This window comes from Zarconia navalis LEGE 11467 (assembly GCF_015207075.1).
In the GTDB taxonomy this organism is placed as follows: Bacteria; Cyanobacteriota; Cyanobacteriia; order Cyanobacteriales; family Geitlerinemataceae; genus Zarconia; species Zarconia navalis.
The window spans coordinates 1-14,093 of the sequence record NZ_JADEXN010000059.1 but is presented as its reverse complement, the minus strand read 5'-3'; the positions used below and the strand labels follow the sequence as shown (position 1 = coordinate 14,093).

12 protein-coding genes are annotated in these 14,093 nt (G+C 45.8%); 9 read left to right on the top strand and 3 right to left on the bottom strand.

Features of this window, described 5'->3' with window-relative positions:
• Positions 1 to 86: 86 nt before the first annotated feature.
• Positions 87 to 281, bottom strand: coding sequence for an ATP-binding protein (locus tag IQ235_RS05045; protein ID WP_264320407.1), 195 nt, complete (start codon positions 279 to 281; stop codon positions 87 to 89).
• Positions 282 to 393: 112 nt separating this feature from the next.
• On the opposite strand from IQ235_RS05045, the gene IQ235_RS05040 reads away from it, so the two are divergent.
• The 9 genes from IQ235_RS05040 (at position 394) to IQ235_RS05000 (ending at position 9,402) form a co-directional block, all read left to right on the top strand.
• On the top strand, positions 394 to 1,557 hold the full coding sequence (locus IQ235_RS05040) for an alpha/beta fold hydrolase (RefSeq protein ID WP_264320406.1): 1,164 nt from the start codon (positions 394 to 396) through the stop codon (positions 1,555 to 1,557).
• Positions 1,558 to 1,721: 164 nt separating this feature from the next.
• Complete coding sequence (locus tag IQ235_RS05035) at positions 1,722 to 2,339, top strand: Uma2 family endonuclease (protein WP_264320405.1); 618 nt, start codon at positions 1,722 to 1,724, stop codon at positions 2,337 to 2,339.
• Positions 2,340 to 2,577: 238 nt separating this feature from the next.
• A complete protein-coding gene (locus IQ235_RS05030; RefSeq protein ID WP_264320404.1) occupies positions 2,578 to 2,841 on the top strand; it encodes a hypothetical protein in 264 nt (87 codons plus the stop codon).
• A gap of 321 nt (positions 2,842 to 3,162) precedes the next feature.
• Entirely contained in the window at positions 3,163 to 4,029 is an 867-nt protein-coding gene (locus IQ235_RS05025) for an EamA family transporter (RefSeq protein ID WP_264320403.1), read from the top strand.
• Positions 4,030 to 4,385: 356 nt separating this feature from the next.
• Complete coding sequence (gene clpB, locus IQ235_RS05020) at positions 4,386 to 7,007, top strand: ATP-dependent chaperone ClpB (RefSeq protein ID WP_264320402.1); 2,622 nt, start codon at positions 4,386 to 4,388, stop codon at positions 7,005 to 7,007.
• A 181-nt stretch (positions 7,008 to 7,188) separates the two neighbouring features.
• Positions 7,189 to 7,395 (top strand): hypothetical protein, encoded by a 207-nt coding sequence (locus tag IQ235_RS05015; protein ID WP_264320401.1) that lies wholly within the window; start codon positions 7,189 to 7,191, stop codon positions 7,393 to 7,395.
• Positions 7,396 to 7,475: 80 nt separating this feature from the next.
• On the top strand, positions 7,476 to 8,003 hold the full coding sequence (locus IQ235_RS05010) for a DUF262 domain-containing protein (RefSeq protein ID WP_264320400.1): 528 nt from the start codon (positions 7,476 to 7,478) through the stop codon (positions 8,001 to 8,003).
• Between the two features lie 60 nt (positions 8,004 to 8,063).
• Complete coding sequence (locus IQ235_RS05005) at positions 8,064 to 8,696, top strand: MAE_28990/MAE_18760 family HEPN-like nuclease (RefSeq protein ID WP_264320399.1); 633 nt, start codon at positions 8,064 to 8,066, stop codon at positions 8,694 to 8,696.
• A gap of 85 nt (positions 8,697 to 8,781) precedes the next feature.
• Positions 8,782 to 9,402: a hypothetical protein gene (locus IQ235_RS05000; protein WP_264320398.1), complete on the top strand. Its 621-nt coding sequence runs from the start codon at positions 8,782 to 8,784 to the stop codon at positions 9,400 to 9,402.
• 126 nt (positions 9,403 to 9,528) lie between these two features.
• On the opposite strand, the gene IQ235_RS04995 is transcribed toward IQ235_RS05000, so the two are convergent.
• Both IQ235_RS04995 and IQ235_RS04990 read right to left on the bottom strand, forming a co-directional pair.
• On the bottom strand, positions 9,529 to 11,442 hold the full coding sequence (locus IQ235_RS04995; protein ID WP_264320397.1) for a CBS domain-containing protein: 1,914 nt from the start codon (positions 11,440 to 11,442) through the stop codon (positions 9,529 to 9,531).
• A 592-nt stretch (positions 11,443 to 12,034) separates the two neighbouring features.
• Positions 12,035 to 14,093 (bottom strand): ATP-binding protein (locus tag IQ235_RS04990; RefSeq protein WP_264320396.1); only part of this gene is annotated, 2,059 nt, incomplete at its 5' end.

Below are 14,093 nucleotides of genomic sequence, written 5' to 3'. Positions count from 1 at the left end.
AATATATTCTTATAAAGCCATATCTACTTATCAGTCTCTGGGCTTGACAACTCATGGAAGGATGGATGAGTTTTTTTAAGACTTATTCAGCAAGCCCTAATTGAGTAGGATGGATCGGCTTCGATCCACTTCTGGGCAAAGGTGGATTTACCGCTACCGGGAATGCCGATTAAGAAGTGACATAACGCAATCGCCATATTCTCGAATTCATCAATTTCTCTCCCCATTCCCCTGACAACTTCGATCGGACAACTTTTCTTTCCGTAACAGCTTGTTGTCATTGCCAAAAACGAAGCCATTGTCAGGATTGGCGATCGTTGCCATCGTTTCGAGATTCTCCCACGACAATTGACTTTGGGGAGCATTTATCCTGAGAAGCTCGTCAAGCCTACCATGAAACCCAAACCGATCGCTCAACCGAAATCTGCGGCGCAACGGCATCTCACAGTTGCCGGTAGGATAGCCTGGATGCTATTAGCCATTGCGATCGCACTTCTGTGGCTGCTGCACCGTGCCGGAATTGTCAATGCATGGCAGCTTCCCCTCAAGCCGATGCTGGTGTTTCTCGGAGGTAGCGGTTTGGTTTGCTTGTTGCTGGCGCAATTTTGGGGCTTTTGGCAACACCGGCAATGGCTGCAACGGCTGGGTTGGATGGCGGTGGCGTTCTTTGCGATTCTCAATCTACTGGCTTTCATTTTCGCCTACAGCCTGACCCATTTTACCCCGCCGGGAACCTTCGGCATCGGTCTTCCCAGACCTGTAAATTCCCGGCTACCCAGCGATTTCGGACTTGAATATACCACCCGTCGCATTCGAGTAAACGATCGGGAGTGGTTGGAATCCTGGTTCATCCCGGCATCGAATACTGACTCATCCAAAGGCACGATTCTCCTATTTCCCGGCCAAGGCGGCAGCAAAGGCAAACAACTCCTCGCACCGGCACAAGTATTACACGGTCTGGGTTACGACGCGCTGCTGGTGGATTTTCGAGGGGTGGGAGGTTCCAGCGGCAGTACCAGTACCATCGGCGTTCTCGAAGCCAAAGATGTCGCCCTGGCGGTGGATTACGCCCGAGAATTGCAACAGCAGTTACAACGGCGATCGCCCATTGTTCTGTACGGGGTTTCTATGGGCAGTGCGGCGATTCTGCGGGCGGTTTCTCGAGAGAATGTAACCCCCGATGCGATCGTTCTCGAACTGCCGTTTTCGCGCCTATTGGATGCGGTGAGAGTACGCCTAGCCGATCGGGGAATTCCCACGTTTCCCGCTGCGGAACTTATCGTTTTCTGGGGCGGAATTCAGCAGGGATTTAACGGGTTTGCCCACAATCCCATTGCCGATGCGAGGCAAGTTCGCGTTCCCACTTTAGTATTGCATGGCGAAGACGATCGGTGGATGAGTTTGGCTCAAATTGATGAATTATTGGCCGTATTTCCGGGAGAAAAACAATTGACGATCTTTCCCGATGCCGGACATCAATTACTGGTAACGGTCGATCGAGATTTGTGGGGTCAAAGTATCGATCGATTTTTGAATGCGGTTGGGGAGAAATTTTAGATCGGCAGGGTTGAAAGTACGATTCTTCGGCTACTCTCAAAGTAATCTTAAACTTTGTCCGATCGAATTTTGGAAATGTTCGGCGAAGCTTGATGTCCAATCGCTAGATTTCTTTAGCGATAATTTTAGTATTACGATAGAAGTCATGTTCTAGGAGAAACTCCATGTCTACCCTCGTTCAAACCTTAGCTCAAAACTCCATCGAAGAGAACGTTGAAAATCCGCCCGATCGAAAAGTCTGGACAGATGAAGAATTCATGGCTCTTAGCCGCGATGGAAATCGCTACGAACTAGTGAATGGAGAATTAATTGAGATGGGAAATTCTGGTGCAAAACACGGTTATGTTGCCATTATCTTGAGTGCAGCATTATTTAACTGCGTCTCAACTCAAAAATTGGGCGTTTTAATGGATTCTAGCACTGCCTTTAAAATGAAAAATGGCAACCGACGAGCACCTGATATTTCCTTCGTTTCCAAAGAACGACTGCAAGGACTCGAGGATCTTCCCGATGGTTTCCTCGACGGTGCGCCTGATTTGGCGATCGAAATTCTTTCTCCGGGCAATACAGTGGAAGAAATGCACGCGAAATTGGTAGAATATTTCGAGAATGGCGCCCGTTTGGCATGGATCGTGCACCCGAAAGAGCATTACATTTTGGTATACCGTTGCGCTACCGAACCCGATCGCTTGCTCAAATCGATCGACTCTCTTGATGGAGAAGATGTAGTTCCTGGCTTTTCCCTACCCGTTGCCGATCTCTTTGAAAAACTCTCTTTTTAGGAGTACTGTTAGTTTCGCACTTCACCTACGCACTGACATTACTCCCGATGGATAGCACCAAAAATTGAATGTATCCTGAATTCAGTCCGATCGGGATCTGAGGATACCCTGTATTTTCCTGAGATTTTGCCTCGATAAAGTCCTGAGATTTTCTGCAACGACAAATCTGCGATCGCCCATTACTGTAGATAGGGAAAGGCAACGATCGTCGTTTGCCACGAGAGGTTCAAAGCGTGTCATGAAAGGAAAAAAGCAACAATCTGTCAATCTCGATCGTTTAAAAGCAAACAATTCCCTTGACAAGTCGAACGAGCAGTTGCGATCGAGCTTAACCCAAGAAACGACATCTCCTCCTCGTACCCACCGTAAAATTGGCATCCTACTCGGCAGTGTGGCGTTGAGTCTGTTGGCGTTTGGATGGCTGCAACTGGGCGATCGCAATTCTTCCGTTTCCCCCTGCTGGCAATCGCAGATTCGGGTGGTAGAGGATGCTTCAGTTTAAGTGGATGCTTCAGTCTATGGTTCTTGGCAACTTGATGTATTGCCATCGCAAAACGTTTACTTGTAGGGTGTGTTGAGGCACGAAGCGCACCACCGCCACTAAATTTATTCTGTATGTGTAAGTCCTCGCAACTTGATGTAGCCGTTGCGATAGAATTAGGTTCAGTTCTCAAGATAAACTAGTCGAGTCTACCTTTTTCTCAGAGCCTAAACATTGAAAATGATATTGAATCAGGCGATCGCGATCGCATTTTCTATTTCCATCGAATCCAATCCGATCGGGAAAAATACAACGCTTCATTTCCTCGATCGAGCTTAATCGATGCTCTGGTTTTTTTTCGCACTCACGACGGCAATTTGCGAATCCTTTCGCGATGTTTTTAATAAAAAATCTCTGAAAACAAACGATGTCTACATCGTGGCATGGTCGTTAAATTTTTTCACGGTTGTTTTTCTTCTCCCGTTAGTGTTCGTAACGGGTATCCCTGAAATTGGCGATCGCTTTTTCTTGGCACTTGCGGTCAATAGTATCCTAAATGGTTTGGCATTTCTCGCTCTGATGAAAGCCATTCAAGCCTCGGATTTATCGAAAGTGGCACCGATGACAACATTTACGCCACTCTTTCTGTTGCTGACTTCGCCGTTAATCGTGGGAGAGTTTCCCAACCCCAGCGGTTTCATTGGTATTGCATTAATTGTTACAGGGGCATATCTACTCAACTTAAATGCTCGAAAATCGGGCTATCTCGCACCGTTTAAAATGCTTTGGAAAGAGAGAGGAACAAAGCTGGGGTTATTGGTTGCTTTCTTGTGGAGTATTACGGCTAATTTCGATAAAATCGGCGTTCAAAACTCTGCCCCAATTTTTTGGGTGGCATCGATGTTTGCGGGAATAACTTTACTTTTATCACCACTCGTGATAATCAATTCCGGATTAAAATTAAGCAAATGGGGTTCGATCGGGAAAAGCTTGGTTTTGATTGGTTTATTCAATGCGATCGCCGTGGCTTTTCAAATGTTCGCTCTCAATTTAACCCTAGTCGCTTACGTAATTTCAGTCAAACGTACCAGCGCCATTTTTAGCGTAGTTTGGAGTAAATTAATTTTTAAAGAATCAGGATTCCAAGAACGAGTTTTCGGAGCCTCGGTTATGGTGTCAGGGGTAATTTGTATTGCTCTTTCGGGATAAAACTTATTAAGTAGTAGGCGATTGAAAATAAGTTTTAAAGTTATCGGTGGTGCTGTTTCGATCTTGATTGATATTGAGTAGATAAAGTCCGATATCAACTTCAAAAATCGACCTTACGACTCTGAAGATTAATTCGCTCCTCGCACCGAAATCATCAATTTTCATCCCCATTCCCCGCTTCCTCTTTTCTGGATATGTCTCTTACTTATTTCTTAAATCAATGTCGGAAATGCCACCTGAATTTGGCGAGAACACCGATCTAGACCCGGACGCAAAACTTCCTAAAATAGGTTTACGGGAACGATCCGGATGCGATCGCCCCAAAATTAACGAAATCTCGACTCATTCAAAATTTTATGCAACCCACCAATCCCGATCGATTTACAGAAAAAGCCTGGGAAGCCATTTCCCGAACCCCCGATCTTGCCAAAGCTGCCGGGCAACAGAAACTCGAAAGCGAACTCCTGTTTAAAGCACTCCTCGAACAAGAGGGTTTAGCCAGTAGTATTTTAAATCGGGCGGGGGTATCGGTTCCGACAATTCGCGATCGTATCGAAGCCTTTATTGCCAAACAACCGAAAATATCTGGTAGTAGTAGTTCCATCTACTTAGGGCAAAGTTTGGATCGTTTGCTCGATCGCGCCGATACTTATCGAAAAGAATACGATGATGAATATATTTCCATCGAACATCTAATTCTTGCCTATATTAAAGACGATCGCTTCGGAAAAAACCTCTTCCGAGAACTTAAAATAAGTGAATCTCAACTTAAAGAAACGATCGCCCAAATACGAGGTACTCAAAACGTGACCGATCGAGATCCAGAAGGCAAATACGACTCCCTCGAAAAATACGGCCGCGACTTGACCGAAGCCGCCCGAGAAGGGAAACTCGATCCGGTTATCGGCCGCGACGACGAGATTCGCCGCACGGTACAAATCCTCTCTCGCCGTACCAAAAACAATCCCGTCCTGATCGGCGAACCGGGGGTGGAAAAAACGGCGATCGCCGAAGGTCTCGCCCAGCGTATCGTTAAAGGGGATGTCCCCGAATCCTTGCGCGATCGCACCCTCATCGCCCTGGATATGGGTTCGTTGATTGCCGGGGCGAAATATCGGGGCGAATTTGAAGAACGCCTCAAAGCCGTCCTCAAGGAAGTCACCGAATCGGAAGGGCAAATCGTTCTGTTCATCGACGAAATCCATACCGTCGTCGGCGCGGGGGCAACCCAAGGGGCGATGGATGCGGGGAACCTGCTCAAACCGATGCTGGCGCGGGGGGAACTTCGCTGTATCGGCGCAACGACTCTAGACGAGTATCGCAAGTATATCGAGAAAGATGCTGCCCTGGAACGGCGATTCCAGCAAGTCTTCGTCGATCAACCCAGCGTTGAGGATACGGTATCGATTCTGCGAGGCCTCAAAGATCGTTACGAAACCCACCACAACGTCAAGATTGCCGATAGCGCCTTGGTGGCGGCGGCAAGCCTATCTACGCGGTATATCAGCGATCGCTTTTTGCCCGATAAGGCGATCGATTTGGTGGACGAAGCGGCGGCCAAACTGAAGATGGAGAGTACCTCCAAACCCGAGGAACTCGACGAAATCGATCGTAAAATTCTGCAACTGGAAATGGAGAGACTCTCTCTGCAACGGGAAAGCGATGCGGCCTCCCAAGAACGGTTGCAGCGATTGGATAAAGAACTCGCCGACTTGAAAGAACGGCAATCGGCGTTCAACGCCCAATGGCAGGCAGAGAAAGAGGTTCTCGACAAGCGCAAAAACCTCAAAGAGGAAATCGATCGAGTTCAGGTGGAAATCGAACAAGCCGAACGCAACTACGATCTCAACCGCGCCGCCGAATTGAAGTTTGGCAAGCTGTCTGAGTTGCAAAAAGAACTCGACCAAACCGAAGAACAACTCGAACAAACCCAAAGTAGCGGTCACTCTCTGTTGCGTGAAGAAGTCACCGAAGCTGACATTGCCGAAATCATTTCCAAGTGGACGGGGATTCCCATCAGCAAATTGGTGGAGTCGGAGATGGAGAAACTGCTTCACCTCGAAGACGAACTGCACGAACGAGTTATCGGTCAAAACGAGGCAGTGACGGCGGTTGCCGATGCCATTCAGCGATCGCGCGCGGGACTTGCCGACCCCAATCGTCCGGTGGCGAGTTTTATCTTCCTCGGACCGACGGGGGTGGGTAAAACCGAGTTGGCAAAAGCCCTGGCGGCTTACCTGTTCGACACCCAAGATGCCATGGTCCGCATCGATATGTCGGAATATATGGAGAAGCATACCGTTTCTCGCCTCGTTGGCGCGCCTCCGGGATACGTGGGATACGACGAAGGGGGGCAACTCACCGAAGCCATTCGCCGCCGTCCTTATGCAGTGATTCTGTTCGACGAAATCGAGAAGGCCCACCCAGATGTGTTCAACATCATGTTGCAAATCCTCGACGACGGCCGGGTGACGGACGCGCAAGGTCATACGGTGGACTTCAAAAATACCGTGATTATCATGACTAGCAATATCGGTTCCCAGTTCATTTTGGATGTGGCGGGAGACGATGATAACTACGAGGAAATGCAGGGTCGGGTAATGGATGTACTGCGCGCCGAATTCCGACCGGAGTTCCTCAATCGCATCGACGAGACGATTATCTTCCATGCGTTGCGCAAAGAAGAGTTGCGGCAAATCGTCAAGTTGCAAATCCTGAATTTGGAACGCCGTCTGGAAGATCGGAAAATGGCGCTGAAGTTATCGGATGAGGCACTCGATTTCCTCGTGGAGGTGGGGTACGATCCGGTGTACGGGGCCCGACCGATTAAACGGGCGATTCAGCGGGAGTTGGAAACCCAGATTGCTAAGGCGATTCTGCGGAGTACGTTTACCGAAGGGGATACGATTTTCGTGGATGTGGAGAACGAACGCTTGTCGTTTAAGCGGTTGCCGGCGGAGTTGTTGACGACGAATTAGGGTTTACCACAAAGGCACGAAGGACACAAAGTTAGAGGAAAAGTTGTCGGGTGGGCAGTTGTTTGAGTCGGAATTGAATGTTATTCCGTTACCGTACTGTCCACCTTTCTCCCGACTGGGTTCTATCTTCATTGTTTGGCGATCGTTTGCCCCGATCGACTGTTTGAAATTAGGTTTTAAGATGATGAGTAAATCTCAGAAAAAGAAGTCGAAAAATAAAATTTACTATCAGACATTTGGAGTCATTGTCGGGATAACCTTATTTATTTGGATTCTGCGCGGTCTGGGTGCGCTGGGATTCATGCCGGGATTGGTGATTTGGATTCTAATTTTTATGTCGATCGGTTCTGGGGCGATCGCAACATTTCAAAGTTCGCGACGGTGGTAAATTGATGATTTATCTTGTTGACTCAAATTACACATATTTGCTCTCTATATTAAATCGTTTTCGTAATTAAAAGAATTAAGATGACAGCCAATACTCAAATCACAAGCGAGCAAAGAGAAGCTGCCGAATTAGAAATTCGAGAAAAGCAAAAGCTCATTGATTATGATACTAGAGATTATTCAGTTGAAATGCTAATGAGAAAGTATCTCGATGGTATTAAAAATAACAAAAACAAGCTATTTATACCTGCCTATCAACGTAAATTTGTGTGGGATGAAAGACGGCAATCAGAATTTATAGAGTCCATTTTATTAGGTTTTCCAATTTCTTCTCTGATTTTTGCAAAAGATCGCAATTCAGAACGATTAGAAATTATAGATGGGGGGCAAAGAATTCGTACTCTAGCAAATTTTTTAAATAATGAATTTAAGCTGAAAAACTTAAAAGAAATTAAAAAACTTAATGGTTTTAGGTTCTCCGATTTACCTTTAGCACGCCAAAAACGCTTTCAGCGAAGTACTTTACGAGCGATTGTGTTAACGGATAATACAAATGAAGATGTGATTCAGTCTATATTTGAATGTATTAATAATACAGGTGGTGTTTGATTTAAAGTCTTAATTTAATCGAAAATATATTTTTACGAAGTCAATAAAAAATTTATATTAATGACAAGTCTATTATGTCAAAATTTTAACGAACGTTGCCGAGAAGTCAGCAAGTATTTCATTTTTCTAAAGAGTTTAGAGCAAGAAACGACAAAACTCTGCATGGAAGACAAAAATGGAAATCCTAAAATTAGAAATATAGACCCAACTTTAGAAAAAACTTTAAAAGCTAGTGGATTCTTACTACTTTATAATTTAGTTGAGTCTACGATGAGAAATGCGATCGAAGCTATATTTAATGATTTAGATAATCAAAGAGTTTCATTCGATCGCATCAAACCCGAACTTCAAAAGATTGTATTACAAAACCTTAAGAAGAGAAATTCTGACAAGGTAATTTCACAAATAACAGCTATTTCTCTAGATATTATTCAAGCTAGTTTTAATCAAGAAGATGTCTTTTCAGGAAATATTGATGGTAGGTTAATTAGAAAAACAGCAGATGAGTATGGTTTTTCTTCAAAAACTGATTATGCGAAGACAAGAGATGGCATTGATTTATTAGTGGTCAAGTCAAATCGAAATGACTTAGCTCACGGCTTTAAATCTTTTGAAGAAGTGGGAAGGGATAAAACAGCAGAGGAATTATTGGATATACAAAAAAAGTCGTTACATACTTGCGACAAATTTTAACAAATATAGAAATTTATATAGTTAATAAAGAATACTTAAACTCATCTAAAAGTCATTCTTAGCAAGGTAATTTTAAAATTAATAAATGTCAATATATTCAATTATCGACCCAAATAAATCCTATACTTTTTCTGACTATTTTAAACTGAACTCAGAACCCGATGAAATTTTATCCTATTTCGGGTATGAATACGAAGCAAAATCTCTAGAACTACCCAAATGCGATCGCGAGTTCGATCGCATCGATTCTCTCAAACAGAGTCTCGAAGAAAACTTATCTTGCGTCAGCTTCATTAGTGAAATGGCAAGACGGGAGTTTTTAATTGCTCCGGTTTTAATGAACCTCATTCATTATACTAAAGCTCGGATTCGCGTTGCCTATTCATTAATGGTGAACGAACAACTAAAAGGAGAGTTAGATTATTATCTACAATCTCAAAATCAGTTGCTTGTTATTGAAGCAAAAAATGCTGACTTACAAAAAGGATTTACTCAGCTAGCTGTAGAATTAATTGCGATCGACACTGAAAAGAGAGCGCAAACGAATTTTATTTATGGTGCAGTTTCTATTGGTAATATTTGGCAATTTGCAGTTTTAAACAGTCAATCTAAAAATATAATTCAAGACTTAAGTTTATATCGAGTTCCCGCCGATTTAACTGAACTGACTAAAGTTTTAGTGGGTATTTTGGGATACAATTATTAAGATTCTAGTCAGGGTATGAGGATGCGAAGTAATCGTTCTAAATCGTTTGGGATACGATTAGCGATCGGAATCGAGAATGGGATTTCGACTCATGGCTATAATCTCATGAAGTTTCGATCGATTCTATTATCGAACTATCTCTAAATGAGAACCGTTTCTCGTTTCTAAACTATTTTTGAGTGCTTGCCGAGTGCGTTCTAAATAAATGGTTGATGCGCGATCTTCTGGGTTTTGCTGGTAGCATCGATCGAATAACTCTTTAGCCTCTTCAAACGCCCCCATATTGTAGAGGACTAACCCTTGTTCGAACATCGTTTTTGTCGCTAATTTACCCTCTCTGAGGTGAGGTGGATCGGCATTAAACACTTCAAACACCGACACCATTTCCGACTTGCCTTTCACTTGCACGCGATCGATCAGACGTAAATCGTAATCGCTTTGATTTTTCATCTCCACAAACGTGCGATCGCTAATCAACAAAGATACACCGTAATTTTTCGTCAATCCCTCCAATCGAGAAGCCAGATTCACAGCATCGCTAATCACCGTACCATCCATGCGGGTTTGTCCCCCTACAGTTCCGAGCATCAAATCCCCCGTATTAATACCAATCCCAATTCTAATGGGCGGTCGGTCGGGAAGCTGTCGGGTTTTATTGTATCGACTCAAGGTATCGAGCATGGCAATTCCCGCTTTCACGGCATCATCTGCATTTCTACCAAACAGTGCCATAATCGCATCGCCGAGGTATTTATCAATAAACCCACCATTATCTAAGATTGCCGGTTCCATGCGAGATAAGTAGGCATTAATAAACCGAAAATTATCCTCTGGAGTCATACTTTCGCTCAAGCTGGTGAAGGAGCGAATATCACAGAACAAGATGGACATTTCCTGTTTCACCCGATCGCCGAGTTCCACATCGAGAATGCTATTTTTGTGCAAAAGCTGGAGAAACTGCCGGGGGACGAAACGCTCGTAAGCCTGATTGAGTTGGGAGAGTTGCTGTTGGTGTTGGTGGAGGGCATCGATGAAAACCACTTGTTCTCGCACCCGTTTTTGCAATTCCTCGTTGAGACGCCGAACCTGGGCTTCGGCTTCGATGCGTTGGGCGACTTCCTGTTGCATTTGGGTATTGGCATTTCGCAGGGCTTTGGTCTTTTCGTCGATGGTTTGTTGCAGCAGTTCCACGGTACTGTTGAGATCGACGGGATTAATCGCTTCGAGGAGGGTGGTTTGGGTAATGATGCCTGCAAGATATCCAGCTTCGTCCACCACCACCAAGCGGCGAATTCGCTGATTTTGCATGATTTGATGGGCCTCCCACAGGGGGGTGTTTTTCTGCACCGGCATTAGGGGAGAACTCATTGCATCTCGGGCCGGGATTTGGGAGAAGTTGAGACCTAGGGTTTTGTACTGGACGATATCCCGTTCGGTGATGATACCAAGGGGTTTTTGGCGATCGCGACGTTCTCGGCCTTCGCCGTCCTCGTTGGTTTCCACTTCGCAAATAACAACGGAGCTTTTCCGTTGTTGCGCCATGAGTTGGGCAACCTGACTTATCGAAGTGCTGGGGGTTGCCGTTGTCACTTTGGGTACCATAATGCTCGACACCTGCCGGATTTGCAGCATATCGGTGGGGTTGAGGGCTTGGCGCAAGCTGTGAGGGGTAATGACACCCATGACTCGACCCCCTTCGTCTACGGCCGGAAGGTGGCGAATCCGCGCCGCCCGCAACTTGGACAAGATGCCGAAAATATCTGTATCCCGATCGAGTTGGATGGTTTTTACCCCCGAAGTCATCAATTTATCGATCGTCACTCCCGTCAAATCCACCTCGTCGCAGGTGACTCGCACCACATCTCGTTCGGTAAAGATTCCCAAGAGTCGATCGCCTGCCATCACCAGGACGTAACTCGCCCGAGTCTGACTCATCACAGAAATGGTATCGAGAACGGAGGTATCTGGAGAAATGACGGTGGGATGGGTATCGAGTGCTTTGGCTAGCAGAGTGGGAGAGCCTGAGTTGCTCAGTAACATGGTTGAATGAATAAATGTGTGATACAGATACGATCCCAATACAGACACAGATGGAACTCGAGAGCGCAACTCAAATCAAGACTCGCGCGGCAGCATATCCTCTAATTAGGATAAAGGGGCATGGCATTGAGTATTGTTGGGAACTCACCTGCGATCGATCCCAAAGTAGAATTTACGAGACGCTCGCCCCTGTAGGAGCACACCTGAAGCGGAAGCACAAAAGAAAAGAGCAAGTGATGCCATCGATCGCAAACAAATCAGCCGGATCTTTTTATCGAGATCGCAATCCCATCAGAGTTACCATCCGGTGGCAACGACCTCCTCAAAGATCGCCTTTGTGTTTGCACTAGTTTGCTAAAGATTATCGACAAAGCCGTAGGGATCTAGGCAAGTTGCGATCGAACGCAATCCAGTTCTTATCCTATCTCAAATCTTAGAATAGGGTCGACTGACTATGACTGAGGTGTTTGACCCCAAAGAAAGAAGTTGCCGCTCGAAAAAAATTAATTCGATCGATGGTTAAGTGAGTATGTTATCCGAATAAAGTCTTTTAAGTCAATAGAGCAGGCGCTTGAGTCGAGTGAGTTTAAAGTTATACCGATTGCATCGATTGCCCGCTAGATCTATCCATCGCTTGAGTGCATTCTAAGTAAGTTTTGGCAGCGGTATCTCCAGGATTGGCTGCTAAACATTGGCTAAATAGATCTCTGGCTGCTTCAAAATTTCCGAGTTTATAAAGCACGATTGCTTGCTCGAATATTGTTTTAGTTGCAAATTTTCCTTCTCGAAGTTCTGGAGAATCGGCATTAAAAACCTCAAAAACAGATACCATTGTCGCTTTTCCTTTGACTTGAACTCGATCGATGATTCTAAAATAATATCGATCGTAATTTGTTAAAGCGAAAAAGGTGCAATCGCTAATTAATAAAGACGCACCGTATTTTTTAGTTAATCCTTCAATTCGAGAGGCTAAATTCACTACATCACCAATGACCGTACCGTCCATCCGGTTATGACTGCCGACGGTTCCGAGCATGACATCCCCCGTATTAATGCCAATCCCATTTTGAATGGGAACGTAGCCGGCTTCGATTCGCTCTCGGTTGTATTCGTGCAACCGATGCAACATCGAAACTCCGGCAGCGACAGCATCATCAGCACTGCCTCTAAATAATGCCATAATCGCATCGCCAATGTATTTATCGATAAACCCGCGATGCTCCAAAATAGCCGGTTCCATGCGAGACAAGTAGGCATTGATGAACTTAAAATTATCCTCCGGGGTCATACTTTCGCTTAAGGTCGTGAAGGAGCGAATATCGGAAAAGAGGATGCTCATTTCTTGCTTGACCTGGTTTCCCAAAGAAATATCGAGAATACTTTCTTTATTCAAACATTTGAGAAATTCATGGGGGACGAAAGAACTGTAAGCTGCGGTGAGATGGGATAAACTCAGGTGCGTTTTCAATCGAGCGAGAAGTTCTTGTTTGTTAACGGGTTTGGTGAGGTAATCGTTCGCCCCGGCAGATAGACCTTCAACCACATCTGCAACTTGATTTTTTGCCGTCACTAGCAAAATGGGCAGTTCGCTGGCGGGGAACTGTTCGCGCAACCGATGACAGACTTCGTATCCCGTCATTTTCGGCATCATCACGTCGAGCAAAATCAAATCGGGGTCGAATCCGTTCTCGATCGCTTCTAAGGCTTCTAGACCGTTTGTGGCTTGGGCGATCGTGTAGTTTTCCAGGCAAAGATGGTTCATCAAAACCTGCAAATTCACCGGTTCGTCATCCACGAGCAAGATTTTGAATCCGTTGGCATTTTCCGGATGGGGTAACGGACGCTCGATCGCCTCGGGAGGTAATATCTCGTCTGCGGCGATCGGTATGGAAGCTTGAAGTGCGAGGGGCGAGGGGTCTGCTGCCACACCGACAGCGATCGCCAAGGTAAAGGTAAAACACGATCCCTCTCCCACCTGAGACTCCACCCAAATGTCTCCCCCGTGCAACTGCACCAAATTGCGAGTCACCGCCAAACCCAACCCCGTCCCGCCGTATTCCCGCGCCGTAGACCCGTCTCCCTGCTCGAATTCGCCAAAAATGCGATCGAACTTGTCTGGGGGAATGCCGATGCCCGTATCGCGCACGCAGATGGCAATCCGATCGGGTTCGGGCGTCCCGTATGCCGATGCCGAGACCTCCACCGTTCCCGACTCGGTAAACTTAATGGCGTTGCCCACCAGGTTATACAAAATCTGTTGCAGGCGATTTTCATCGGCACTCACCGGAGGTAAATCTGGGGGAACGGCGTTGGTGAGTTGCAGGTTTTTTTTTCCGACGAGGGTACGCGAGAGGGTCAGTACCATTTCGACGATCGCCTCCAGGGGAGAGGGTTTGAGCTGAAGTTCGATATTCTGATGCTTGAGTTGGGAAAAATCGAGGATATCGTTGACCAGATTCGACAATCGGCGACCGCTTTGGGCAATGGTAATTAGATCCTGTCGGTCTTGGGGATTGCGTTGTTCTGCCTCAAGCATAAATTCGGCCAACCCGATAATCCCGTTGAGGGGGGTGCGCAGTTCGTGGGAGGTATTGGCGAGAAATTGGTCTTTGAGGCGATGCTGGCGTTTGAGTTCTTCGTTGGCTGTGGCG